Here is a 23,402-nt window from a genome sequence, read left to right as displayed (position 1 = left end):
TTCCTAATCCGCTCCGGTGTCACTCTGCAGCATAGGAAAGGGTCGACGCCTTGGTTGATGCGGCCCGCCCCATCCGCCTGACGCTGACATGCATCCAGGCAAAGCAGGCGACGACGAGGACGAAGAGCAGCATGAAGCAACTCGACCAGACGCCGGTGAGATCGTTCAGCGCGCCAAAGGCGATCGGCAGGATGAAGCCGCCAAGGCCGCCGATCATGCCTACGACGCCGCCAACGGCCCCGACGCTCTGCGGATAGTAAGCCGGGATATGTTTGTAGACGGCGGCCTTGCCGAGGCTCATGAAGAAGCCGAGCACGCAGGCGACGGCGATGAAGGCGAGCGGGCCGATCTCGAAATGGAAGGCGATCGGCCCGCTGATGCCGCGCACCACATAGTCTGCCGAGGGGAGAGACAGCACCAAGGTCGCGACGGCACAAACGGAGAAGGTCCAGTAGAGTACGGTACGAGCGCCGACGCGGTCGGAAAGCACTCCGCCATAGGCGCGGAAGATGCTCGCGGGAATCGAATAAGCCGCGCCGATCATGCCGGCGGTCGCCAGCCCGAAGCCGTAAACGCCGATCAGGTAGCGCGGCAGCCACAGCGACAGCGCCACGAACGCACCGAAGGAGAAGAAGTAATAGAAGGCGAAGCGCCAGACCTGCGGGTTCTTCAGCGGCGCGAATTCCTGCCAGAAGCTCCTCGCAGGCGTGGTCTTGCCGGCGCGGCGCTCGCGAATCACGGGATCGTCGCCGGTCGTGAACCAGAAGATGGCGGCCATGATGACGAGTGCTGCCGCCCAGATCAGCGCGACCGATTGCCAGCCCCAGGCGAGAAGCACGAAAGGCGCCAGGAATTTGGTGACAGCGGCGCCGACATTGCCGACACCGAAGATGCCGAGCGCCGTGCCCTGCCTGCCCGCCGGGAAGAAGCGCGAGACATAGGCGACGCCAACGGCGAAGGAGCCGCCGGCAAGCCCGACGCCGAGTGCAGCGATCAGCATCTGTCCGTAAGTGTGCGCAAAAGCGAGCAGGAAGGTCGCTACCGCCGCAGCGAGCATGGTGGCGGTGTAAACCAGCCGTCCGCCATAGCGGTCGGTCCAGACGCCGAGCACCATGCGCACGAGGGAGCCGGTGAGGATCGGCGTGCCGACGAGCAGGCCGAACTCCGTCTCGTTCAGCCCAAGTTCCTGCTTTATGCGCACGCCGATGATGGAAAAGATCGTCCACACCGCAAAGCAGACTGTGAACGCGATGGTGGACATCACGAGCGCCTGCCGGGGGGCATTGTCCTGGCTGGGCGCGGCTGGGAGGATTGCGGTCATGTTAGGCTCCGGTTTGCGATGGAGAAGCACCGCGCGTGTTTTCTTGATCGATGGTCAGCGGCGCGGCATCAGCGCGGCGAGCTTGGCGCGTTCACTTGGGCACCTTTGCCCTCGGCCACGGCGCCAACCGGGAACAGCATCTTCGCTGCGACGAACAGCGCCGCCGCCAGCGCGCTGCTGGCGACAAAATCGCGGCGCGTGAAATCCTTGAGGGTTGTTCCAGTTCCGATCCGTTTCGTCATCGTCGTCTCCGGTTGGGCGCTGCCTGGGACCAGCACCGTCGATTGCGTGTTCGGCCAAACAAAAAAGCCGCCGGCCAGGTCTTCGCGTCCGGGAATCCGGATCGCGTCTTGACCTGAGCGGCAGCTTTGCCTGTGGGCGCCCGCCATTGGACGCCTGTTCCGTGACCCACTAAGGGTCCGGTTATTTCAATGCAGGAACCGTGCCAGTCTCGCCTTAGAAAGGAATTTCGAATGAATTCAGCTGAATAGCCGATTCACGGGCAGATCCGGCCACCAGGTGACAAGGCCAAACATTGGTCAGCTATGCGATCAGTCCGCATAAATTTTGTGCAATGCACAAGAACGGCGCGGAAATGATCACCCTGGCCGCTGCGCCCCGATATAAGCGTCGATCTGGTCCGGATCGAAGATGCGGCCGTCGAAGAAACCGTCGGGGCCGAGCACCAGGCTTGCCCCGGCCGAGCCGACGGGCGTTGCGATCTTCAACGCCCCCTCGACCTTGGCATTGGCGCCCGGCAGCGCCACGCCGAGCGGCTTCAGCGCCGCCCGATAGAGGTCGGGCCGGTAGCAGTCGCGGGCGACGGCGAGGTTTTCAGGCGTGTGCGCGATATCGCCCCAGCGCACCATCTGGGTGTAGAACCACAGCGCATGGCTCTTCCAGGGAAAGTTCGCCGCCTTGTCGAACGGAACGAAGAAGTCCTCGACGTTCCGCTCGGCGCCGCTGCCGAGGCGGAGATGTCCGGTCAGGACCGGCATCTGGATCTCGGTGGACTGGCCCAGGAAGCCGGGCTGCGCCATCAATGCCGCCAGTTCGCCTCGATTGGCCGGGTCCTGGCACCAGCGGGCGGAGTGGTGCAATGCCCTGAGCAGCGCCGCCAGCGCCTCCGGCTGCGCTTCGGTCCAAGCCTTGCGCGCGCCGATTACCTTTTCGGGGCTGTTGCGCCACAGCAGCGCCTTGACGGTGACGATATGGCCGGTGCCGGCCGAGACGGAGGCGCTGTTCCAGGGCTCGCCGACGCAATAGCCGTCGATGCGGCCGGCGGCCAGCGCGTCGGCCATGAAGGGCGGCGGCACGATGACGATCTCGATCTCACCGTCGGGGTCAATGCCGCAGGCGGCGAGCCAATAGCGCAGTTCGTAATTGTGCCCGGAATGCGGATGCACGACGGCGAAGCGCAGCGGGTCGCGGCCGGCCGCCGCGCGTTCGCGGATAAACGCGCCGAGCGCCGTGCCGGCGCGGGCCGGATCGAGATCCGATACGGCGCCATGCGCCGCCATGCCTTCCCAGACGGCGTTGGAGATGGTGACGCAATTGCCGCCGAGGCCGAGCGAAAAGGGCACGATCGTCTCGGATGCCAGCGGCGTGAGCCCGAGGTTGCAGGCGAGCGGCATCGGCCCAAGCATATGGGCAAGGTCGAAATGGCCTATGGCGATGCGGTCGCGGATGTTGGCCCAGGAGGTCTCGCGGTGGAGGACGAGATCGACGCCTTCGCGCGCGGCAAAGCCCATTTCGCCGGCCGCGACCAGCACGGCGCTGTCGAACAGGGGCATGAAGCCGGCGGTGATCTGATGCGCAGCTGTCATGCTCATTCATCCTCCAGCGGCCCGAGCAGCCCGGCTGTCGTCACCAGGCTATGGGCGATGTCGCTGATCTTGCGGTTCTGGTTCATCGCCGTCTTGCGCAGCAGCGTGTAGGCCGCGTCTTCGCTCAGACCCCGCGATTTCATCAATATCCCCTTGGCGCGGTCGATGACCTTGCGGTTCTCGAGTTCGCTGCGCGCTTCCTCCAGTTCGCGTGCCATGCGCGAAAAGGCGTTGAAGCGGCTGACGGCCATGTCGAGGATCGGTTTCACGCGTTCCTGCCTGAGGCCATCGACGACATAGGCGGACACGCCGGCATCGACCGCGGCCTCGATAGAGGCCTGGTCGGAACGGTCGACGAACATGGCGATCGGGCGCTTCACCGCGCGCGACAGCTGGAACATGTTCTCCAGCATGTCGCGGTTGGGGTTTTCGAGGTCGATGACAATCACGTCGGGTTGGATCTCGGCGATGCGGCGCGCAATGCCCGCCACGTCATGGACGACGGTCACCCGCTGATGGCCGGCCTCGCGCAGTCCCGCCTCGATGATCGAGGCGCGGATACGGTTTTCGTCGATCACCAGGACGGCTAGGGAGGATAGGACCATGCCCCGCATTGTGGGCAAGGTCACGGAATTGTGCAATGCGGCATAACCAGTGCAGCGGAAGGGGCGTGGCCGCAGCTTACCGCATTGCAATCAGGCCACGCAGATGCACTTCAGCGATCCTCGGGTCAGGTGCAGACACGAACCTCTTCGATCACCCTGTGATGGTGGCGCCAGTGTTTCACCAACTCGATGTGGCAGCGGTGGTGACGATGGTAGCGGCGGTATTCGCGGTCGCTGTAACGAACATCGCTGTCCTCGTCGTCGTTATAGCGATTGTCGATATAACGCTGGCGATCGTGATGGCGGCGCACGACGACCTCGCCATTGTCATAGTCGTCGTCGGGCGAATACTGGGGCTCGTCGCCGGACTGGATGGTGACGCTCGCGGCCTGCGTCGGCGCAATGACGGAAGCCGAAGCGGCCAACGCCATCATCGAGGCCAGGAAAAAGCTTCTCATGTCTCGTCCTCCTGTTGTCCAAGCCATATCAACTCGCAAAAGGAGCCGCCGTTCCGATACCGCCCTACACGCTTTCCAACGCGGTCGACATCAAGGCGTTATCGGCGCGTGGCTACAGGCGGACAAAGGCGGTCAGCGGCAGATGGTCGGAGGCGACCCGCGACAGCGGCGTGTCATGCGCTTCGACGGCCGCGATCATTCCGTGCCGGTTGGCCATGATGCGGTCGAGCGCCAGCAGCGGCAGGTTCGAGGGGAAGGTGGGAACAGCCGGAGGCAGCGGTCCAAACGTCAGATGCAGCGTGTTCAGCGCGGAGCGGTTTCCGAGGCGCCATTCGTTAAGGTCGCCGAGCAGCAGCGTCGGCTTCTCGTCGGGGCTGTTCATGATATCCAGGACGACCTGTGCCTGCTGCGACCGCGAACGGCGCAGCAGGCCCAAATGCGCCGCGATGACGCGCAGGGACTGGCTTCCGTCGAGGTCGATTTCCGCCACCAGAGCGCCACGCGGTTCCAGCCCGGGAAGCCTGATCTGATGCACGTCGCGCACGACGCCCTTTTTGAAAAGCAAGACGTTGCCGTGCCAGCCATGGCCCTTGCCGGTCGCCGAAATCGGCACCGGCACCAAGCCGGTTTCCAGTTCGAGCCGGGACAGGTCGAGAAGTCCGGTCCGGTCGCCGAAACGGTTGTCCGCTTCCTGCAGGGCGATGACATCCGGGTCGATCTCGCGGATGACGCGGCTGGTGCGGTCGGGATCGAACTTGCGGTCGACGCCGATGCATTTGTGGACATTGTAGGAGGCGACCAGCGTTCCGGTGGCGTCCGCCTTGTTGGTCGACGTGGCATTGGCCTTCCGCATCCGCTTGTCGCGAATGGACAAAAGCATGCTTGCCGGCAGGCTGCGCCCGTTCACCCGCATCGTTTGCCCGCCATTCCTGCTGCTTGCACCATGCACCTCAAAAAATAGAACCTTTCGGCATCTGTTCCATCATCGATTTCAAGCTATCTGGCAAACACGTCCTTTTGTTAAAGATAGGGCGAGCCCAGCCACAGGATGCGATCGAACAGACGGATGACGAATGGCCGCGCCCGCAATGCTTCCAGCGTGACAGGGACGGCCGTCTCGATCGCCGCCGCGATCCGCTTTTCGACCTCGCTGGCGAAGCCGGCGTCGAGTACCTCCAGGTCGATCTCGAAATTGAGCCGTAGCGACCTGGCGTCAAGGTTGGAAGACCCGATATAGGCCCATGCGCCATCGATCGAAAGCAGCTTCGAATGGTCGAAAGGTCCTTCCGTGCGCCAGACGCGGCAATAGTGCTTCAGAACCTGGTCGAATTGCGCCGTCATCGCACGGTCGACAAGGAAAAGATTGTTCACCGCCGGCACCACGATATCGATTTCGAGACCGCGTCTTGCCGCGGTCGTCAGGGCGCTGATCAGTTCGCGGTCCGGCAGGAAATAGGGCGACATGAGGCGGATCGATTTGCGCGCGACGGAGAAGGCGCCGATCAGCAGCTTGTGATTGGTCTCGACGCTGGCGTCCGGGCCGGACGCGACCGCCCGCACCAGCATGGGCGTGGCCGGCGCCGGCGACAGCGGGGCAATTCGCCAGGCATCGCCCTTCAGCGCCTCGTTGCTGGCGAAACGCCAATCTTCGGCGGCAACCGAAAAGAGGTCGGCTACCACTGGACCGGTCACGCGAAAATGCGTGTCCCTGGAACTGTTGGAGCCGGCAAACTCGGCGGAAAAGCCCTTGCGAATGTTCATGCCGCCGGTAAAGGCAACCGTGCCGTCGACCACCAGGATCTTCCGGTGGGTCCTCAGATTGGCATAGGGCAGGTGCAGGCCCATGACGATGTTGCCGTTGAAGAGCCCGGCGGTGATGTCGGCGCCGCGCAGGTGGCCCAATATGCTGGGCACGGAATAGCGGGCGCCTACGGCGTCGATCAACACGCGCACGCTGACGCCGCGGCGGACCGCCCGGGCAAGGGATTCCACGAAGAGCAGGCCGACGGGGTCATTGTCGAAAATATAGGTTTCGAGCAGGACGCTGCGTTCGGCGCCGTCGATGGCCGCACACATCGCGGTGTAGGCTTCGTCGCCTGTTTCCAGGACCGTGATGGCATTTCCCGGATGAAGCGCGCGCCGCGCCACCCTGTCGCCCAGCGTCCTGAGGCCGATGAAGCGCGGCCCGTATCGTTCGACGATCAGGGCCTCCTCGGCGGCAATGTCGCGGTCGTGCCTGGCGGACGCCAGATCGCCGGCAAGCGAGCGCTGTGCGCTGATCGAGGCGCGCCGGATGCGGTTGATGCCGGCCACGGCATAGATCAGCACCCCCAGGATCGGCGACAGCACCATCACGCCGACCCAGCCGGTGGCGGCCCGGACGTCCTCCTTGGTCATGACGGCATGGGCAATGCCAACGCTCGCGATCACCACCGAGATGATCGCCAGGATTTGAGGCCAGTGAGTCGCCAGGCTCTGCAGCATGGCCGGAACTATCCAGCGAGCGGATACAGAAGGCAATGCAGCCGGTCATTCGCCGCGTTCCCATGCTTCCGCGGGTTATTGCGTCCGCACGCCGGCTACGCGCTGGCGGCCATTCATGATCGCGTCAGACCGCGCGCCCTTCGCCGTCGAAGAAATGCAGGTGCGCGGGGGCTGCGTTCAGGCCGATCTCGGCGCCAATCTCGGGCGCCGTCCCCTGATTGTGGATGACAAGGCATGTCTGGCCCGCGTTCAATTCCACGTGGATGAGCGTGACGGCGCCAGTGTATTCGGCAAGCTTTACCTTACCGCGCAGCGTGGCGGACGAAGGCTGGGCCAGCGACAGGTGCTCGGGCCGAACGCCGATCGAGACGGCCGCCGCAGGCACGGACGCCCCGTGGGTGATTGGCCGCCCATCGGCGAGCGGCAGGATGTTCATCTTCGGGCTGCCGATGAACTGGGCGACGAAAATGGTTCGGGGGCTGTCGTAGAGCTCGCGCGGTGAGCCGACCTGTTCGATCCTTCCGTCGCGCAACACGACGATCTTGTCGGCAAGCGTCATGGCCTCGATCTGATCGTGCGTCACGTAGATCATCGTCGTCGACAGGCGCTGGTGGAGCGCCGCGATCTCGGAGCGCATGTGCACACGCAGTTCGGCGTCGAGGTTCGAAAGCGGCTCGTCGAAAAGGAAGACGTCGGGATTGGCGACGATGGCGCGGCCGATGGCCACGCGCTGGCGCTGCCCGCCCGATAGCTGACGCGGGAAACGGTCGAGCAATAGCTCGAGCTTCAGCGTCGCGGCGGCCTCCGAGACGCGCCGGGCTCGCTCGCCGGCCGGCACTTTGCGGACCTTGAGGCCGAAGCCCATATTGTCGCGGACGGTCAGGTGAGGGTAGAGCGCGTAGGACTGGAACACCATGGCCACGCCGCGCCTGGCCGCCGGAACCTCATTGACCAGACGGCCGCCAATGTGGAGTTCGCCCTCGCTGAGATGCTCGAGGCCGGAGATCAGCCGCAAGAGCGTCGACTTCCCGCATCCCGACGGGCCGACGAAGACGACGAACTCGCCATCCTCGATCTCGAGATCGACGCCACGGATGACCTCGACCGTTCCGAACCGCTTGCGGATGTCCTTGAGCAGAAGCTTTGTCATGACTCCCCCTTATCCCTTGACGCCGGAGAGGGCGAAGCTCTCGATGATCTGGCGCTGGGCGATCAGATAGATGATGAGGATGGGAACCACGGCCAGGCTGGTCGCCGCCAATTGCAGATTCCACAAGGGCAGGCCGTAGCTGTCGTTGAAGTTGGACAGCGCCAGCGGCAGCGTGAATTTTTCGAGCGAACTGAGGAAGATCAGCGGCTCGAGGAAGAGGTTCCACGAATGCAGGAAGGTGATGATAGCAACCGCGGCGAGCGCCGGCCGCGCCATGGGCAGGGCGATCTTCAACCAGACTCCGAACCGCGACAGGCCATCCATCTTGCCGGCTTCTTCGAGTTCCCTGGGCAGCGCCAGGAAGAACTGACGCATCAGGAAGGTCGCCACCACGCCCTGCGGGCCGAAGACCGGCAGAAGGATGAGCGGCCAGTGCGTGTCGATCAGGCCCATGGCGCGGATCAGGAAGAAGTTAGGGATGATGGTGACCTCTTCCGGCACCATCAGCGCCATCACCAGGAACAGCATCAACAGCCCGGCGCCGGCAAAGCGGATGCGCGCCAGCGCGTAGCCCGCGAGCGAGGCAATGAACAGGGTCAGCACCGTCACCGTCGCGGCGATATAGAGCGAGTTAAAATACTGCCGCGCGAAGGGCTGATAGGTGAACACTTCCGCGAAGTTCTCGAAGCGCCAGACGCGGGGAATCAAGGTCGGCGCGCCGAAGATTTCGGTGGTGCTCTTGAAGCCGCCGGAAATCATCCACAGGAACGGGAACACGAAGGGCACGGCCAAAAGCAGCAGCGCCATGGTCCAGCAGATGCGATAGAGAATCTCGGTGCGGGGCGGGGTCACTCCATCTCCTTCCGCCGCAACATCACCTGCACGAGGGTCAGCGCCATCACGATGACGAACATGATCAGGGCGAGCGCGGCCGCGTAACCGATGTTGAAGAATTTGAAGCCTTGCTGATAGATGTAGAAGGCCAGCACCAGGGTACCGTTTTCCGGGCCGCCGCCGGTCATCTGGTAGATGTGGTCGAACACCTTGAACGAGCCGATCGTCGTCAGAACCATGATGACCAGCGTCGTCGGCGCGAGCAGCGGCCAGGTGATCATGCGAAAGACCTGCCAGCGCGAGGCGCCTTCCAGCGCCGCTGCCTCCTCGTAGTCGCGCGGTATCGATTGGAGCGCGGCGATGTAGAGGATCATGTTGAGGCCGACCATCTTGATGACTCGGGTGACGATGACGGCCGCCATCGCCCAGTTGGGCTCGCGCAACCAATTCGGGCCATCGATGCCGATCCAGGCGAGCATCTGGTTCACGGCGCCGCCTTCGCCCTGCAGCATGAATTTCCAGACGATGGCCCAGGCGATTGCCGATGTGACCACCGGCGCGAAGAAGACCGTGCGAAAGAAGACGACACCGAAGAACGGCCGCGAAAGCGCCAGCGCGAGGGAGAGCGCCAGCGCCATGTTCAGGGGAACGAGCCCCAGCGCGAAGATCACGGAATTGCGCACGACATGCCAGAAGTCGGGGTTCTCCAGCAGCGCATTCTGGAAATTGCGAAGCCCGACGAAGGTCGCCTGCTGGCTGAGCAGGTTCCACTCGGTCGTCGAATAATAGAAGATGGCGACCAGCGGCCCAAGGAAGAAGACCAGGAAGCCGATCAAGGTCGGGCTGACGAACAGCCATGCCTCGAGCATCTCCCTGGCCTTCAAGCTCAGCCACGGCGCGCTGGCAGGGCGCGCCGCATTGTCCCGGGATGCCATGCCGGCCATGAACCGAAATCCTGTCAGAGCAATGGCTGAATGGCGGCGCAGACGCCCTTCAGCGCCTCTTCGACATTGGCGTCGGCCCGCCACAGCGCGTCGACGCGCGGCGCCATCGCGGCGAATATCTGCGGCACATGCTCATGCGAAGGGTGAACGCGGCCGTTGACGATCGCTGCGGCGACGCTTTTCATCTGCTCGGGCGGGATCAGCTTGTTGGAGTTGACGAAGGCGTCGCTCTCCAGGACGCTCTTGCGGGCCGGCGGAAAGAACTGGGCCATGACAGCCACATTGTCCTTGCTGGTCATGTCGGCCACCAGTTGCGCGGCAAGCTCCTTGTTCTTGCCGGACGCAAAGACTGTCAGCGCGGCCTGGCCGATGACCGGAGCTTCGCCGGCGGGTCCCGAAGGCAAGGGGGCGATGCCCCATTTGAAGCCTGCCTCGGGCATCTTCGAGGCTCGCGAGATCTGGTTCACGGTCATCGCCGAATTGCCGGAGAAGTAGTCGCCCTGCTCTCCCGGCGGCACGATCGACCTGTCCTTGAACACCATATCATGGAGCTGCTTGATGGCAGCCACCGCTTCAGGCTTGTCGAGGCCGCACTGGCCGTCGGCCCACAGATCGCCGCCGTAAGCGCGCACGGGCGGCAGCAAGGCGTGCGTCATACGCGATGCGTAACCTTCGCCATCCTTGAATTCGAAGCCCCATTTGCCGGGATTAGCCTCGGTGATCTTCTTGGCGACCTCCTGGAATTTCTGCATGTTCCACTCGCCCTTCGCGGCGAGCTGGTTGGGATCTTCGACACCTGCTTTGTCGAACATGTCCTTGTTGTAGTAGATCAGGAAAGGCGAGGTGGAGAAGGGCACGCCGTAGACCTTGCCGTCCTTCTGCCAGAGCGCCATGGCGGGCTGGGAGAAATCGTCGAAATTGTATCCCTCGGTCGCCTTGAGCGTCGGGCCGATGTCCATCAGCAGCCCGGCGTTCTCGAAGGCGGGTGCGGCATCCTCCATCATCCAGGCGATGTCGGGGGCGTTGCCCCCGGCGACCTGGAAAGTGAGCTTCTGCGTGTAGTCGGCGACCGGAACGGTCTCGAATTTCACCGTGACGCCCGGATGCTTGGCGATGAAGCCCTGGGCGATGCCGTTCAGCATCTTGAGGTGGGCCTCGCTGCCCGTCCACACGGTCACTCGGAGTTCCTGGGCCAGCGAGTGCGCCGACAGGGCGCACAGCGCCAAGGTCGATAGTGCAAGTTTGATTGCGGTCTTCATGGTTTCCTCCCGAAACGCCGATGGTCCAATCAACAACTGCGGGCGCGCAACGAACGGGCCGGCAGGCGGCGGCGACTTGTCATGCTGTTGTCCCCGGCAGCGCGCTGGGCGCGTCGCCGATCGTCCAGCCGCCGTCGACGGGCAGGTCAGCCCCGGTGACGTAGCGGGCGGCGTCGCTGCACAGAAAAACGAAGGCGCCGACGAGGTCGTCGGCCTGGCCGTGGCGGCCGGCGGGAATCTTCGCCGCGACCGCTTGGCGGAAGGCTGCGTCCCGGTAGCGCTCGGCGGTTGCCTCCGTCTCGATCGCGCCGGGCGATACCACATTCATGGTGACGCCATGCGGCGCAACCTCGCGTGCCATGGCGCGCACCGCCGTAAGTTGCGCCGCCTTCAGCGAAGCATAGACGATTGTTTCCGCGCGCGGACGCCTCGCCATCACGCTGCCGGTCGCGACCACGCGTCCCCACCCGCGCTTGGCCATGGCGGGAACGAGCCGCGTGGCCAGGGTAAGCAGGGCCGTGAAGTTTGCCGCCACATGGGCCTGGATATGCGCTTCGTCGATCTCGCTCCATGCACGGCGCCGCTCGATCGCGCCGTTCGAGACGAGGATGTCGATGGGCCCGGCGCCGGCGGCTTCATCGGTAAAGGCCGACATTGACTTGCTATCGGTGAAATCGGCCTCGAGAACCGCGGTGCCCGGGCCGATGGCGGCAGCCGTTTCGCGCGCGCCGGCGGCGTCGCCGAAGTGATGCAGCGCGACGCTGGCACCATGCTGCGCCAGGGCGATCGCAACCGCGCGCCCGATGCCGGAGCTGGCGCCGGTCACCAGCGCCCGCCGTCCGGCAAGGGAAAAACGGTCCTTGCTCACGGCGACGGCTCCCCGAGCTTGCCGGCCACCTCGAACGAGGCGATATCGGCCGCGTCGAAATGCTCGTGAATGCGCCGGTCCGCGAGATCGGTGTCGCCCGCCATGATCGCGTCGTAGATCGCCTGGTGCCGTTCGACGGTCGCCCGCCAATCCGCTTCCGTGCGGTTGGAGCGCTGGGAGAACAGTTCAGAAACCTCGCGTTGGACAGACCGCATCCCTTCCATCTGAATACGGATCATGGAGTTGCCCGTGGCCGTCGCGAGGCCGAGGTGGAACAGAATGTCGGCTTGCGTGAAATCGCCAGGCCTGCCGATGCCGGCGTGCATGTCGAGCACGGCCTGGCGCATCATTTCCAGGCCGCGCGGATCGCGGCGCTCGGCGGCCAGCCTGGCTATGCCAACCTCGATGACGCGGCGCATCTCGTTGGCTTCCTGAAGCCGCGTCAGGCTCGAACGGACCGCATAGGCGTAGATGCGCTCCATCGGCTCGCCGCTGAGTGCCTTGGCGCGGGCAACTTTTCCTTGCTGCGTCGAAACGAGGCCGGCGCTGGTCAACTGGCGCAGCGCCTCGCGTGCGATGGGCTTGGAGACGCCGAATTCCCGGGCGATCTCGCCTTCCGGCGGCAGCGCTTCGCCAGGCGCGATGCGTCCGTCGAACAACGCCGCGGCGATCGCATCCGAGACGCCGTCCGCGAGGCGGGAAGGGCTCGCGAGTTTCGCGGAGAAAATCGGCTTGCGTGCTTCGTCCAGGGGCATTCGGAATCCTTTCAGAGCTCACTAGCACGGTTTTCCCGAACATAGCAACTAAGTTTTTTGGTTGCTAAGTTTACAAGTGAAAGCTATGAAGGCGGTGCGAGAGGACCAAGGGAGAAATCTGGAGCCGATGCACGTGAGCGATCCAATCGCGGCGGGGCCGCTGAAGATTGCCGAGGTGATTGCCCATCCCCTCAGCCAGACATTGCCCCGGCCCACGGTCACGTCCTGGGGCGTCTATGAAAAGGTCTCGCTGGTCCTGGTCGAAGTGCGCACGAGCGAGGGCATTGTCGGCGTAGGCGAAACCCTGGCGCGGTTCTCGCCCAAGGCTTATGTCGAGCTGATCGAAAGCTCGCTCAAGCCGCGCCTGCTCGGCCAGGACGCGCGCAACATCGGCGCCCTATGGCAGTCCATGCGCCGCGTGCTTTCGGGCAGGGCGGGCGGCGTGCTGATCGAGGCCATCGCCGGCGTGGACATCGCGCTATGGGATATATTGGGCAAGGCGACCGGGCAGCCGATCGCGAAGCTTCTCGGCGGTGTCGGACGCGACCGCATCGACGTCTATGCCGCCGCGGTCAACTGGGTCGACGACGATGCCGCCGACGCTGAACTCGATCGTTATCTCGGCGAGGGCTTTACGCGCATCAAGGTTAAGATGGCGCGGCCCGTGCGCGAAGCCTGCAAACGGATCGAGCGCATCCGCAAGCGCGCCGGCGATGCGATCGGGCTCTGCGTCGATGCGAACTGGGCCTACAATCTGGACGAGGCGGTCGAGGTAGGTCATGCGCTTTCGGCAAACGGCTATTTCTGGTTCGAGGAGCCGCTGCAACCGGAAAACGAGCAGGGTTATGAGGAACTGCGCCGGCGCTGCGACGTGCCGCTGGCCGCGGGCGAGAGCAATTTCACGTTGGACCAGGCGCAGCGCCTGATCGCCAACCGGACGTTGTCCGTGCTGCAGCCCGACGTGGCACGCGCGGGCGGCATCTCCGAGACGCGTCGCATGGCCGACTACGCCGCGGCGCATGACGTCCGGTACGCGCCGCATATCGGCATGTCTGGCATCGTCTGCGAGACCGCAAGCGTCCATCTGTCAGCCGCGATGCCGAACTTTGGCGTCATGGAGTGCGAGTGCGACGCCAGCCCGTTCAAGGCCAGCCTGGCCGATCTCGCGCCCGGTTGCGTCAGGCAGAAGAACGGCACGCTCGACGTCCCGCAGAAACCCGGGCTCGGCATCGAGATCGACTGGGACGCCGTCAAGAAACTGAAAGCCGGATGAGGCCGAGATGAAGAACCAGGTTCCAAACCAGGGCGCCGACCTCGCCGAGGCGATGCGGCTGGCGCTGCTGCGCGCGGACCCCGCGCTCAGCCGCTTCGACCCGCTGCCGCGGATATTGTCGTTCGACGATTTCGCGCGCGGCCATTGCGGCTGGTCGCAGCTTGTCGGCAACTATGAGAACGATCTGGACACCATGCTGCCGGGCTACGCGCAACATACCAGCGCGATGCTGTCGACGCTCGCGCACTGGGACGCCGGCTCACACGGGGGGATGGATTCATCCTATGCGTTGAAGGTTGCGACACGTCCCCTGCCGGGAGCCCGCAACGTCGCCATCAAACGCCACACATTCAGGAAGCGCGGACCGATCCGCTTCGAAATGTATTTCACCTTCAAGCCCGAAGCCAATGCGCTGAAGCTGTCCGAAACCGATGTGCGCTCCGTCGGCTTCCTGTTCGACCTGCAGGGCGGAGATCAGGATGGCAACAGCGATCGGGTCATGCCGCATCTGCGCTTTTTGAACGCGCTCGACGGCCAGCACTTGCAAAAATGGCAATACAAGCGCGAGACCGAGAAGATCATCCCGATCGGCAGCGACGACAAGACGATCAGCCACTATCACCTGTCGCCGGAGGGATGGCTCGACCTTCCCGGCGGATCGCAGCGCCTGTGCTACAACGAGATCCCCACCAAGGTGAACTGGACTTATCTGTGCTTCGATTTCGATCTGGAATCGATGACGGCGCTCGGGCTGCGCTGCAACGATCGCAGCTTCGATCTCTCGGGATTCGATTCGATTCGCATTCCGGCGATGAAGAACCTGTGGTGCATGCTCAATTTCGGCCTCTTCGCTGAAACCGACGTTGCCAAACGGGCCTTCCTCTATGTCGATTCCATCTGCATTTCCGGAGACTTCTGATGCTGCCCGAGAACATCACCGCGGTCGTCTCGCGCAACGAGCGCTGGCGCGGCGAGGCCGCCAGCGAGCCTTACGAGGCAGGATGGGCGCGCGAGGCGATCTTCTTCGTGCGCGCGTTGAAGCAACCTGTCGGCCCTGCGGCAACGGCGTGGATCGAGATCTCGCCGGATGGAATGCACTGGCTGCGCGAAGGCACCGAGTTTGTCATGCCGGCCGAGCGCGACGGCATGGCAATGGCGCGGCTTAGCCATTTTGGCAACTGGCTGCGCGTCGCGGCGCGTTTCGAGAGCGGCGCGGAGTGCAGCGTGCTCGTGACGCTGCACCTGAAGGCCTGAACACACCTCGCCAAACGTTGCCGCCGGCCAACCCTTACTGTTCACGGAGACATCATGATCGACCCCTATGCGACGTTTGCCCAGGACAGTTTTGCCGGCAAGACCGTGCTGGTGACCGGTGCCGCGAGCGGCATGGGTTTCGAGACCGCCCGTGCCTTTCTCTCCAAGGGCGCCGAGGTCGTGATGTGCGACCGCGATACCGAGGGGTTGGCGAAGCGCCATGACGAATTGAGCGGAACGGCCGGGACACCACCGCACAAGGTGGTGGCCGACATGGGCGACCCCGACAGCATCGCGCGCATGTTCGACTATTGCGACGCCAGGCTGGCGCGGCTCGACAACGTCGTGACCTGCGCGGCGATCATCACTGCCAAGAGAATCGCGGAGCAGGATTGGGCGCACTGGCAGCGCGTCCTCGGCGTCAATCTGCTGGGCACCTTCTTCACCGTCCAGGGGGCGGTGCAGCGCATGCAAGGCAATGCCGGCGGGGGGAATATCGTGTGCGTGGCCTCCGACGCCGGTGTGCATGGCGGCGGCGGGCTCATCGCCGACACCGCCTATGCGGCGTCCAAGGCCGGCACGCTGTCGCTGGTGAAGTCGGTTGCGCGCGAATTGGCGGGAAAGAAGGTGCGCATCAACGCCCTCAATCCGGGGCCGACCGATTCGCCGATGCATTCCCATATCGACCAGGCTCTCAAGGACCGCATCGCGGCCAATTTGCCGATGCGCCGCATGGGCCGGCCCGACGACATGGCCGCCGCGATCCTATTTCTTTGCTCGGACGCCGCGAGCTTCGTCTATGGCGCGGCGCTCGACGTTGATGGCGGCTCGATGTTCCGCTGACCGGCACCGCCAAGCATGGTGACCGGCGTTAGCACCGGTCACCGCGCCCTGCCGGCGGCACGACCTACGGAATTAGGCGCTCTCCATGACTTTGCTCGGAACCTGACATACTTGAAACCGAAGGTTCGGCGAACGTTCTCCTCAGGCGGAAATGCCGCCTCTGCCCGTCTTGATCCCCGCCATCCAGGGTATGGAGGTCGAGACGTCTTCAAGGATCCTGGCCGAGCGCGCAAAGCCGGCAAAAGCATCGCGTGCCAGCGAGGCTGGGACATGGCCGTCATAGGCGCGTTGACACGCGCGCAGGGCGGTTTCGAAAATCGGGCCTCTGCGGTTCCGGGGCCAATTCTGCAGAAACTCGAATGCATCTTCGAGGCACGCTACTTCCTCGATCATGAAATCCCCGTTCTTCACCAGAACAGGCTGCTCGAACATCTTGTCATTCATGAACTTCCTCCATTGGCTGGATGCTTTTGAGGGGTTGGCCCCAACCCCTTCATTGGGGCAGTTCATCGTTTCACGAGACGCCGAACTGCTCTAACTGTTTGTTTCTACGTAATCTCCAGGGAAAAAGCGGTATGCGCTTTTCCCGGGATTGCTCTAGGCTGCTTCAGGTTCCGGCAGGGAAAATGCCCCGCCACCGCCTGCCCTCGGCGGGATCGCCGCGCAGACCGGGCTCGGAGGTGGATCGTCATCATCGTCTTCACCTCGGGTGCCCGCGATCCAGCGGGACCAACTCCCTCGACGGAAGCGGCCGAAAGAACGCCGCTGGGACCGAGACGCCGCCCTGTGCGGCGGATGCCCTTGCTCGCGCTCATCCAGTGCCTTCAGCGCGCGAAGGATCTCATCCACATTCATGACCGAGCCGTCATCCAGCCTGCGCAGCGACGGAGCGTCGTCAACCGCATGCGCGTCCGAGGCCCATGAGGCAAGCAAGGCACGCTTCGCCTCAAGGCTCATGGTTGAGCAGTTGAGAACGTCGCCGGGGTTTTTCGGCACCGGCGAGACGTCGATGCGGGTCGGTTTTCTTGTGCCGGCTTGAAGAAAGATATCAGCTTCGCTTGTCATCTCCGTTCTCCGCAATCTTGGCTTCCCGGCGTTGCCGGGAGGCGGACCGCAGGTTGTTGCGACATTCTATGCCGCCTTGCGCGACACATCCTGGCTTATCGACTTCGTTGTATTTTCAGGGTCGCGGACGCCAATCTCGATGCGACGCGGCTTGAGTTCTTCGGGCACCTCACGCACGAGCTCGATGGCGAGCAAACCGCAGTTCAGCGTCGCAGCCTTCACCCTTACGTGGTCGGCCAGCCTGAAGGCCTGTCTGAAATTACCTATCGCAAGGCCTTGGTGGAGAACTTGCCGCTGTTCTGGATCTGGCTTCTTGCGTCCGGTAACGCACAGTTCGGCGCCGTTCTGCACGAGTTCGAGCTCGTCCAGGTCGTAGCCTGCTACCGCCATGGTGATGCGGTAATTGTTCTCATTATTCTTTTCAATGTTGTAGGGAGGCCAGTCCGAGCGAATGCTGCTGTCGAGCATGTCGAAAAGACGGTCGAAGCCGACCGTCGTGCGGTAAAGGGGTGCAAAATCCACGCTTCTCATATCCATATCCTCCGAAAAGCAACATGGGACGCCGCGGGTGTCGCGACGCCTTTTTCATCGAGCCGAAGCCTCGACGCGAAACGATCTGGGAACGGCCAGAAATCTCTTCAAGAGGGGTCCCAAAAATTTTTTGATGCTAAGTTGCCATGCAAGAACAGTGGCTTGCGGTAGTTCTGCCGCACGACCCTTTCACTCTTGCAACAGCAGGATCTGCCCCGAAGCGGTACATGGCCCGAGACTTCCGCGATGGTCGGGGCGCCGATACCGATCCCACGGACTCGGCAGAAGTATCCCTATGCAGTGTCGCCGCGCACGTCGCCATCCGTCGCGGACGTGGGGCGAGATCGGCTGTGCCTACGCTTCCTCGGAAACTTCGTTCATCATGGACTTCAGCGGCTCCTCGCCGACATTGTCCTCGATCTGGTCGTGTCCAGGCGTGTCCGGCAGCGCCTTGCGGAAATTCCTCGCATAATCCGGCGGCATCCTGGGCGGCATCATTGGCTCATAGGCGTCCACGACGGCTTCGATGATCACCGGTCCCTGCGTGGCGAAGGCCGCCTCAAGCACGCCCTCGACCTCTTCCGGCCGCGAGACGCTGTAGCCGATGCCGCCCATGGCCTCGGCGGCCATGGCGAAATCGATGGGCTGCAGCTCGCAGCCGAATTGCGGATTGCCAAGGAACATCATCTGCTCCCAGGCGATCTGGTTCAGCATGCCGTTCTTGAGCACGAGGACCTTGAGGGGAATGCCGTGCCGTACCGCGGTCGAGAATTCGCCGAGTTGCATGGCAAGCCCACCATCGCCAACCACTGCGAAGATAGGCCGCCCCGGAAAGGCAATGCCGGCGGCAATCGCATAGGGAAGGCCGCAGGCCATAGAGGCGAGCGCTCCAGAAACCCCGAATGCCTGTCCGGCCTTCATGTCGATGTGCCTGGCAGCCATCTCGGTATTCTGTCCTGAATCGGCTGCCAGGATCGCGTTCTCAGGCATACGCCTGCCGAATGCCTTGACCACGAGTTGCGGCTTCAGCGGCACATCCGGCTTGGCTTCGGATAATGCCATTGCATCGCGCCAGCGGGTCATTTCCTGCCGCGCCTTTTCCAGGAAGGAGCGGTCGCTCTTGCGCTCGAGGCGTTCGTTGAGAAGACGCAAGGTGTCGGCGGCATCGCCTACGAGCCCTGCCTCGACGGGGTAGCGCAGGCCGATCCTCTGCGCGTCACGGTCGATCTGGACGCCGCGCGCCTTGCCGGGTTCGGGATAGTATTCGATGTAGGGGAACGTCGATCCGACAATCAGCAGGGCGTCGCATTTGCTCAGCGCATCCTGCGAAGCGCGGGTGCCGAGAATGCCGATGCCGCCGGTCGTATTCGGATGGTCGTCGGGCAGCACGGCTTTGCCGAGCAGCGCCTTGGCGACGGGAGCCGCCAGCAGGTCCGACGCGCGTTCAAGTTCTTCGCGCGCGCCGAGTGCGCCGCGCCCGGCCAGGATAGCGACTTTTTTCGCTGCATTGAGAATCTCAACCGCCTGGTCGAGCTGGTCGGCAGCCGGAAGCCGGCTGCCTTCGAACCATCGATCGGGGGTGTGCGAGGGCCGGTTTCGCTTCGAGCGGTCCGCCTCGGGCAACTCGTTTTCCTGTACATCGCTGGCAATCGACAGATGGGCGACGCCGCGCCGGGCAAGGGCCGAGCGGCAGGCGAGACCGGCCAGGTTTTCCATATGGGCGGCATCGGAGACCTGTGCGTTGAAGATCGCTACGTCGTTGAAGGCGCGGGTCAGGTCGACGTCCTGCTGCGTAAAAGTCTCGATAAGGTCGTGGAACTGCATGCCGGTGATGGCAAGCACGGGAGCCTGGTCGAGCTTGGCGTCATAGAGCCCGGTAAGGAGGTGTGTGCCCCCCGGTCCCGAGGTGGCCAGGCAGACGCCCAGCCTGCCGGTCCATTTGGCATAGGCGCACGCCATGAAGGCGGCAGATTCCTCGTGCCTGACCTGGACGAACCGGATGCGGTCCTGACGGGTGCGCAACGCCTCCATGATGCCGTTTATGCCGTCGCCCGGCAGGCCGAAGACGACCTCCACTTTCCAGTTGATCAGCGTGTCGACGAGGATTTCGGCGGCATTGGGCATGGCGGATTTCCTTTATTGAGCACGCCGGCCTCTCGAACCGGGAGGAGGTTCAGTGTTTCGTATCGGGATCGGGACAGAGCTGCCGTACGTCCTCAGGCAGCGAGGCGCGGACCTTTCTGATCTGGCCGGGGTCGATATGGTGAAAGAGGACCTTGAAGACCGATTGAACCGCGGCTTTCGGGTCGACGGGACGCGTATCGTCCATGCCCTGCTCAACGGGGCCGAGAAACTCTTCCAGGGAACGGCTCTGTTGCGGCATGCGTGACGGCTCGAACTGCTCATAGTAGGTGCCGCGCACGAGCAGCGGCAACTGCGCTCCAAGATGCGAAGCCATGTCGACCGGAAGCCGGTCCCTGACGGTGCGCAAGACGACGCCGAGCAGGTGCCAAGCGAACTGGCGATCCTGTCCGTGGTCGGCCATGATCTCGTCCAGCCAGACATTGGTGGTTTGGGTGGTCTTGTCGAAAATCTCGAGTCCGGTAGCGCTCATCGCCGCCTCCTCAATCGAATCGCTCACCCGCAAAACCCGTCGGCAAAACCATCGGTGGCAGGGAAAGTTTCATGCCCGGCCGAAATTTCTTCGCTTCGGCAGTTCACGCGAGATGCTGCACCGGCTGTCGCAGTCGCTGTCCGACAATCACAACGGCCGGAGCGTCCGCAACGTGATCGAATAGCGATGCTCTTTCACCGGCGGTATGCTGTGCTCCCACTCGGTCCGCGAGGCGCCCGCCATCAGATATGCGGATCTCGGCTCGACCGTGACGGTTTCGCGGTCCCATTTCGCACCGTTCCTGCGGCGCAGGCGGAAACTGCACGCAGCCAACAGCGACACTCCGGCGACAATGCCGAAGTGCGGCTTGTCGCGATGCCATCCGATGCCGGCGCCCGGTCGATATTCGTTGATCAGGACCTGCACGAAATTGGTGGCAGGCAGGCCGGCAAAGCCGGCTACCTTGTCCCTCAAGGGCAGCAAGAAACCTGGTATGGGCGGCGCCTCCATCACCTGGCGCCGCTCATAGTCGTAGCGCAGGCCGAAGCCTGCCACGCGCCTATTGGCGAGATAGCCGTGGAAATCGAATGGCTGGAAGGGCAGGCTCTCGAGCTCCCGCACCAGTTCAGCTTCCTGCGCCAGCGCGATCAGTTCGGGCCGGTAACGAAATCCTTCCGGCAAGCTGTCGGGCGCACCAAAGAGGTCGTCCTGGCGAGGGTCCGTGGGATTGCTGGATCCGGGCGATGGCATCGCCCTTAGATGGTGAAATCCGCGGCTGAGGCAAGATTTACCCGGCCGGCCGCGTGGTGCGGCTCGCATTTCATGGGAACCTCGACTTCGCTGTCGGATTATTCAATGCGGGCGGGACGCATCGTATTTCAACCAGCTTTGCCAAGGAGAAACTCGTGCGGGCAATGCGTAGCCGGCCTGAACAAGGAGAGCTCGATCTTATCGACCGTTATTGGCGGGCGGCGAATTTTCTGTCGGTCGGACAGATCTATCTGATCGACAACCCGCTGCTGAAGGAGCCGTTGCGGCCGGAGCACATCAAACCTCGCCTGCTTGGCCACTGGGGGACCACGCCTGGGCTGAATTTCATCTACGTCCATCTCAATCGCATCATCAGGCAGCGTGATGCCGACGTAATCTACATTTGCGGCCCAGGCCATGGTGGACCGGGGATGGTCGCCAATACCTATCTCGAAGGGACCTACAGCGAAATCTATCCCGAGGTCAGTCGCGACGAGGATGGGTTGCGCAAGCTCTTTCGCCAATTCTCCTTTCCGGGCGGCATCCCGAGCCATGCCGCCGCGGAAACGCCGGGATCGATCCATGAGGGCGGCGAACTCGGCTATGCGCTGGCTCACGCCTATGGCGCCGCGTTCGACAACCCGGACCTCGTCGTGGCCTGCGTGATCGGCGACGGCGAGGCGGAAACGGGCGCGCTGGCAGCCTCCTGGCATTCGAACAAATTCCTCAATCCGGTCCAGGACGGGGCTGTCCTGCCGATCCTTCATCTCAACGGCTACAAGATCGCGAATCCGACGGTGCTCGCCCGGATCGAGGCGCAGGAGTTGCGAAGCCTGCTGGCTGGATATGGCTATGAGCCTTTTTTCGTCGAAGGCGACGAACCCCGGGTGATGCACCGGCTGATGGCCGAAACGCTCGATACTGTCTTCGATCGGATCGATGAAATCCAGAAGGAAGCGCGCGAGACCGGCAGAATGGATCATCGTCCCCGCTGGCCGATGATCGTGCTGAGAAGCCCGAAGGGCTGGACCGGCCCGAAGGAGCTGGATGGCAAGAAGGTCGAGGGTTTCTGGCGTGCGCATCAGGTGCCGATCACCGACCCGCGAAACGATGCAGGCCATCTCGCAGCTTTGGAAAGTTGGATGCGCGGCTACCGGCCCGAGACGCTTTTCGATGAAGCGGGCAGGTTTCGAAACGAGCTACAGGCCCTGGCACCGGATGGCGAGCGGCGCATGGGCAGCAATCCACATGCCAATGGAGGGATGCTCAAGCAGGAGTTGCGATTGCCGGATTTCCGCCACTTCGGGGTCGCGGTCCCGAAACCCGGCGGCGCAAGGGCCGAGGCGACGAAGCTCATGGGAGCGTTCATCGAGGAGGTCATACGGCTGAATGCCGATGCCCGCAATTTCAGGCTCATGGGACCGGACGAGACATCGTCCAACAGGCTGGATGCGGTCTTCGACGCGACCGAGCGCGTCTGGATGGAAAAGATCGAGCCTTATGACGAGCATCTGGCGCGCGACGGCCGCGTCATGGAGGTGCTGAGCGAACATCTTTGCCAAGGCTGGCTGGAAGGATACCTGCTGACCGGCCGGCACGGCCTCTTCTCATGCTACGAGGCGTTCATCCACATAGTCGATTCCATGTTCAACCAGCACGCCAAATGGCTGAAGGTCTCGCGTGAACTTGTCTGGCGGCGGCCGATCGCGTCGCTCAACTATCTGTTGACCTCCCATGTGTGGAGGCAGGACCACAATGGTTTCAGCCACCAGGATCCCGGCTTCGTCGATCTCGTCGCCAACAAGAAGGCGGACATCGTGCGCATCTACTTCCCGCCGGATGCCAATACGCTGCTCTGGGTCACGGATCACTGCCTGCGAACCTACAATCGGGTCAACGTGATCGTTGCCGGCAAGCAGCCGGCTTCCCAGTGGCTGCCGATGGACGACGCCATACGTCATTGCGAGGCCGGCATCGGGATCTGGGATTGGGCGGGAACCGAGCGTGGAGGGGAGGATCCCGACGTGGTGATGGCCTGCGCGGGAGACGTGCCGACGCTGGAGACGCTCGCGGCTGTCGACCTTCTTCGCCAGGCGATACCGGATCTCGCGATACGCGTCGTCAATGTAATGGACCTGATGGCGCTGCAACCCAAGGAGCAGCACCCCCACGGCCTGGCGGACGCGGAATTCGACAGGCTGTTCACGACCGCCAGTCCGGTGGTCTTCGCCTATCACGGCTATCCCTATCTCATTCACCGGTTGACCTACAAACGGGCCAATCACGACAACTTCCACGTCCGCGGCTTCAAGGAGGAGGGCACGACGACCACGCCCTTCGACATGGCGGTGCTCAACGAACTGGACCGTTTTCACCTTGCCATCGAGGCCATCGACCGGGTGCCGGGGCTGAGCGCCACGGCAGCCGATGCGAGGGCCCGATTTGCCGACGGCCTGAGCGAGCACACGCGCTATGTTCGCGAACATGGCGAGGACATGCCCGAGATCCGGAACTGGGCCTGGCGCGACAGGGCGGGCGCTGCGGATGATTGAGGCCGCGCCCGCCGGG

The 23,402-nt window shown here is 63.4% G+C and carries 24 protein-coding genes; 5 read left to right on the top strand and 19 right to left on the bottom strand.

Annotation, left to right across the window (positions count from 1 at the left end; all coding sequences use genetic code 11):
* Window positions 1-19: 19 nt before the first annotated feature.
* The 13 genes from FJ951_RS03350 to FJ951_RS03290 all read right to left on the bottom strand — a co-directional run bounded on the left by FJ951_RS03350 (window position 20) and on the right by FJ951_RS03290 (window position 12,504).
* Complete coding sequence (locus FJ951_RS03350; RefSeq protein WP_140496177.1) at window positions 20-1,321, bottom strand: nitrate/nitrite transporter; 1,302 nt, start codon at window positions 1,319-1,321, stop codon at window positions 20-22.
* Window positions 1,322-1,389: 68 nt separating this feature from the next.
* The gene (locus tag FJ951_RS03345; RefSeq protein ID WP_140496176.1) at window positions 1,390-1,710 is read right to left on the bottom strand and encodes a hypothetical protein; all 321 of its coding nucleotides are present in this window, start codon (window positions 1,708-1,710) and stop codon (window positions 1,390-1,392) included.
* A gap of 210 nt (window positions 1,711-1,920) precedes the next feature.
* Complete coding sequence (locus FJ951_RS03340; RefSeq protein ID WP_181172201.1) at window positions 1,921-3,147, bottom strand: CmpA/NrtA family ABC transporter substrate-binding protein; 1,227 nt, start codon at window positions 3,145-3,147, stop codon at window positions 1,921-1,923.
* A 2-nt stretch (window positions 3,148-3,149) separates the two neighbouring features.
* Window positions 3,150-3,752 (bottom strand): ANTAR domain-containing response regulator, encoded by a 603-nt coding sequence (locus tag FJ951_RS03335; RefSeq protein ID WP_140513606.1) that lies wholly within the window; start codon window positions 3,750-3,752, stop codon window positions 3,150-3,152.
* A gap of 125 nt (window positions 3,753-3,877) precedes the next feature.
* Entirely contained in the window at window positions 3,878-4,210 is a 333-nt protein-coding gene (locus FJ951_RS03330; RefSeq protein ID WP_140496173.1) for a hypothetical protein, read from the bottom strand.
* A gap of 112 nt (window positions 4,211-4,322) precedes the next feature.
* On the bottom strand, window positions 4,323-5,123 hold the full coding sequence (locus tag FJ951_RS03325; protein WP_140513604.1) for an endonuclease/exonuclease/phosphatase family protein: 801 nt from the start codon (window positions 5,121-5,123) through the stop codon (window positions 4,323-4,325).
* Between the two features lie 107 nt (window positions 5,124-5,230).
* On the bottom strand, window positions 5,231-6,694 hold the full coding sequence (locus tag FJ951_RS03320; protein ID WP_140513602.1) for a phosphatidylserine/phosphatidylglycerophosphate/cardiolipin synthase family protein: 1,464 nt from the start codon (window positions 6,692-6,694) through the stop codon (window positions 5,231-5,233).
* 124 nt (window positions 6,695-6,818) lie between these two features.
* The gene (locus tag FJ951_RS03315; RefSeq protein ID WP_140513600.1) at window positions 6,819-7,844 is read right to left on the bottom strand and encodes an ABC transporter ATP-binding protein; all 1,026 of its coding nucleotides are present in this window, start codon (window positions 7,842-7,844) and stop codon (window positions 6,819-6,821) included.
* Between the two features lie 9 nt (window positions 7,845-7,853).
* The gene (locus tag FJ951_RS03310; RefSeq protein WP_140513925.1) at window positions 7,854-8,651 is read right to left on the bottom strand and encodes a carbohydrate ABC transporter permease; all 798 of its coding nucleotides are present in this window, start codon (window positions 8,649-8,651) and stop codon (window positions 7,854-7,856) included.
* 41 nt (window positions 8,652-8,692) lie between these two features.
* Entirely contained in the window at window positions 8,693-9,613 is a 921-nt protein-coding gene (locus FJ951_RS03305; RefSeq protein ID WP_140513924.1) for a sugar ABC transporter permease, read from the bottom strand.
* Between the two features lie 23 nt (window positions 9,614-9,636).
* Window positions 9,637-10,881, bottom strand: a complete 1,245-nt coding sequence (locus tag FJ951_RS03300; RefSeq protein ID WP_140496168.1) for a sugar ABC transporter substrate-binding protein — start codon at window positions 10,879-10,881, stop codon at window positions 9,637-9,639.
* 79 nt (window positions 10,882-10,960) lie between these two features.
* Window positions 10,961-11,749 (bottom strand): SDR family oxidoreductase, encoded by a 789-nt coding sequence (locus FJ951_RS03295; protein WP_140496167.1) that lies wholly within the window; start codon window positions 11,747-11,749, stop codon window positions 10,961-10,963.
* Window positions 11,746-12,504, bottom strand: a complete 759-nt coding sequence (locus tag FJ951_RS03290) for a FadR/GntR family transcriptional regulator (RefSeq protein ID WP_140513598.1) — start codon at window positions 12,502-12,504, stop codon at window positions 11,746-11,748. Before FJ951_RS03290 ends, FJ951_RS03295 begins: the two co-directional genes overlap by 4 nt.
* Window positions 12,505-12,637: 133 nt before the next feature.
* Between FJ951_RS03290 and FJ951_RS03285 the strand changes: the two genes are divergently transcribed.
* Genes FJ951_RS03285 through FJ951_RS03270 form a run of 4 tightly spaced genes read left to right on the top strand, consistent with a single transcriptional unit; the run spans window position 12,638 to window position 15,874 of the window.
* Window positions 12,638-13,777: a mandelate racemase/muconate lactonizing enzyme family protein gene (locus FJ951_RS03285; RefSeq protein WP_246671676.1), complete on the top strand. Its 1,140-nt coding sequence runs from the start codon at window positions 12,638-12,640 to the stop codon at window positions 13,775-13,777.
* Between the two features lie 52 nt (window positions 13,778-13,829).
* Window positions 13,830-14,696, top strand: a complete 867-nt coding sequence (locus tag FJ951_RS03280) for a DUF6772 family protein (RefSeq protein ID WP_140513923.1) — start codon at window positions 13,830-13,832, stop codon at window positions 14,694-14,696.
* A complete protein-coding gene (locus FJ951_RS03275; protein WP_140513594.1) occupies window positions 14,696-15,031 on the top strand; it encodes a hypothetical protein in 336 nt (111 codons plus the stop codon). Before FJ951_RS03280 ends, FJ951_RS03275 begins: the two co-directional genes overlap by 1 nt.
* Window positions 15,032-15,085: 54 nt before the next feature.
* Window positions 15,086-15,874, top strand: a complete 789-nt coding sequence (locus FJ951_RS03270) for an SDR family oxidoreductase (RefSeq protein WP_140513592.1) — start codon at window positions 15,086-15,088, stop codon at window positions 15,872-15,874.
* Between the two features lie 141 nt (window positions 15,875-16,015).
* On the opposite strand, the gene FJ951_RS03265 is transcribed toward FJ951_RS03270, so the two are convergent.
* From FJ951_RS03265 to FJ951_RS03240, 6 genes are all read right to left on the bottom strand, one after another.
* The gene (locus FJ951_RS03265) at window positions 16,016-16,318 is read right to left on the bottom strand and encodes a DUF982 domain-containing protein (RefSeq protein ID WP_140496450.1); all 303 of its coding nucleotides are present in this window, start codon (window positions 16,316-16,318) and stop codon (window positions 16,016-16,018) included.
* 153 nt (window positions 16,319-16,471) lie between these two features.
* Window positions 16,472-16,939, bottom strand: coding sequence for a hypothetical protein (locus tag FJ951_RS03260; protein ID WP_140496162.1), 468 nt, complete (start codon window positions 16,937-16,939; stop codon window positions 16,472-16,474).
* Window positions 16,940-17,005: 66 nt separating this feature from the next.
* A complete protein-coding gene (locus FJ951_RS03255) occupies window positions 17,006-17,470 on the bottom strand; it encodes an Hsp20 family protein (RefSeq protein ID WP_140513590.1) in 465 nt (154 codons plus the stop codon).
* A 354-nt stretch (window positions 17,471-17,824) separates the two neighbouring features.
* Window positions 17,825-19,594 carry a thiamine pyrophosphate-dependent enzyme gene (locus tag FJ951_RS03250; protein ID WP_140513588.1) on the bottom strand — a complete coding sequence of 590 codons (1,770 nt, stop codon included), beginning with the start codon at window positions 19,592-19,594 and terminating at the stop codon, window positions 17,825-17,827.
* 49 nt (window positions 19,595-19,643) lie between these two features.
* Window positions 19,644-20,084: a DUF2267 domain-containing protein gene (locus FJ951_RS03245; protein WP_140513586.1), complete on the bottom strand. Its 441-nt coding sequence runs from the start codon at window positions 20,082-20,084 to the stop codon at window positions 19,644-19,646.
* Window positions 20,085-20,231: 147 nt separating this feature from the next.
* Complete coding sequence (locus tag FJ951_RS03240) at window positions 20,232-20,834, bottom strand: alpha-ketoglutarate-dependent dioxygenase AlkB (protein ID WP_140513584.1); 603 nt, start codon at window positions 20,832-20,834, stop codon at window positions 20,232-20,234.
* A gap of 164 nt (window positions 20,835-20,998) precedes the next feature.
* Between FJ951_RS03240 and FJ951_RS03235 the strand changes: the two genes are divergently transcribed.
* On the top strand, window positions 20,999-23,386 hold the full coding sequence (locus FJ951_RS03235) for a phosphoketolase family protein (RefSeq protein WP_140513922.1): 2,388 nt from the start codon (window positions 20,999-21,001) through the stop codon (window positions 23,384-23,386).
* Window positions 23,387-23,402: the final 16 nt, after the last annotated feature.

It is taken from the genome of Mesorhizobium sp. B2-2-3, from assembly GCF_006442405.1.
In the GTDB taxonomy this organism is placed as follows: domain Bacteria; phylum Pseudomonadota; class Alphaproteobacteria; order Rhizobiales; family Rhizobiaceae; genus Mesorhizobium.
The sequence above is the reverse complement of the archived record's forward strand: the minus strand, read 5'-3'. Positions and strand labels throughout refer to the sequence as shown.

Bases quoted from the DNA above. Each gene is read 5' to 3' on its own strand.
- FJ951_RS03325 (WP_140513604.1), bottom strand. From the start codon at position 5,123: ATGCGGGTGAACGGGCGCAGCCTGCCGGCAAGCATGCTTTTGTCCATT.
- FJ951_RS03330 (WP_140496173.1), bottom strand. From the start codon at position 4,210: ATGAGAAGCTTTTTCCTGGCCTCGATGATGGCGTTGGCCGCTTCGGCT.
- FJ951_RS03345 (WP_140496176.1), bottom strand. From the start codon at position 1,710: ATGGCGGGCGCCCACAGGCAAAGCTGCCGCTCAGGTCAAGACGCGATC.
- FJ951_RS03315 (WP_140513600.1), bottom strand. From the start codon at position 7,844: ATGACAAAGCTTCTGCTCAAGGACATCCGCAAGCGGTTCGGAACGGTC.
- FJ951_RS03280 (WP_140513923.1), top strand. From the start codon at position 13,830: ATGCGGCTGGCGCTGCTGCGCGCGGACCCCGCGCTCAGCCGCTTCGAC.
- FJ951_RS03240 (WP_140513584.1), bottom strand. From the start codon at position 20,834: ATGCCATCGCCCGGATCCAGCAATCCCACGGACCCTCGCCAGGACGAC.
- FJ951_RS03335 (WP_140513606.1), bottom strand. From the start codon at position 3,752: ATGGTCCTATCCTCCCTAGCCGTCCTGGTGATCGACGAAAACCGTATC.
- FJ951_RS03300 (WP_140496168.1), bottom strand. From the start codon at position 10,881: ATGAAGACCGCAATCAAACTTGCACTATCGACCTTGGCGCTGTGCGCC.
- FJ951_RS03350 (WP_140496177.1), bottom strand. From the start codon at position 1,321: ATGACCGCAATCCTCCCAGCCGCGCCCAGCCAGGACAATGCCCCCCGG.
- FJ951_RS03305 (WP_140513924.1), bottom strand. From the start codon at position 9,613: ATGGCATCCCGGGACAATGCGGCGCGCCCTGCCAGCGCGCCGTGGCTG.
- FJ951_RS03265 (WP_140496450.1), bottom strand. From the start codon at position 16,318: ATGAATGACAAGATGTTCGAGCAGCCTGTTCTGGTGAAGAACGGGGAT.
- FJ951_RS03310 (WP_140513925.1), bottom strand. From the start codon at position 8,651: ATGGCGCTGCTGCTTTTGGCCGTGCCCTTCGTGTTCCCGTTCCTGTGG.
- FJ951_RS03250 (WP_140513588.1), bottom strand. From the start codon at position 19,594: ATGCCCAATGCCGCCGAAATCCTCGTCGACACGCTGATCAACTGGAAA.
- FJ951_RS03275 (WP_140513594.1), top strand. From the start codon at position 14,696: ATGCTGCCCGAGAACATCACCGCGGTCGTCTCGCGCAACGAGCGCTGG.
- FJ951_RS03270 (WP_140513592.1), top strand. From the start codon at position 15,086: ATGATCGACCCCTATGCGACGTTTGCCCAGGACAGTTTTGCCGGCAAG.
- FJ951_RS03340 (WP_181172201.1), bottom strand. From the start codon at position 3,147: ATGACAGCTGCGCATCAGATCACCGCCGGCTTCATGCCCCTGTTCGAC.
- FJ951_RS03260 (WP_140496162.1), bottom strand. From the start codon at position 16,939: ATGACAAGCGAAGCTGATATCTTTCTTCAAGCCGGCACAAGAAAACCG.
- FJ951_RS03235 (WP_140513922.1), top strand. From the start codon at position 20,999: ATGCGTAGCCGGCCTGAACAAGGAGAGCTCGATCTTATCGACCGTTAT.
- FJ951_RS03255 (WP_140513590.1), bottom strand. From the start codon at position 17,470: ATGAGAAGCGTGGATTTTGCACCCCTTTACCGCACGACGGTCGGCTTC.
- FJ951_RS03290 (WP_140513598.1), bottom strand. From the start codon at position 12,504: ATGCCCCTGGACGAAGCACGCAAGCCGATTTTCTCCGCGAAACTCGCG.
- FJ951_RS03245 (WP_140513586.1), bottom strand. From the start codon at position 20,084: ATGAGCGCTACCGGACTCGAGATTTTCGACAAGACCACCCAAACCACC.
- FJ951_RS03320 (WP_140513602.1), bottom strand. From the start codon at position 6,694: ATGCTGCAGAGCCTGGCGACTCACTGGCCTCAAATCCTGGCGATCATC.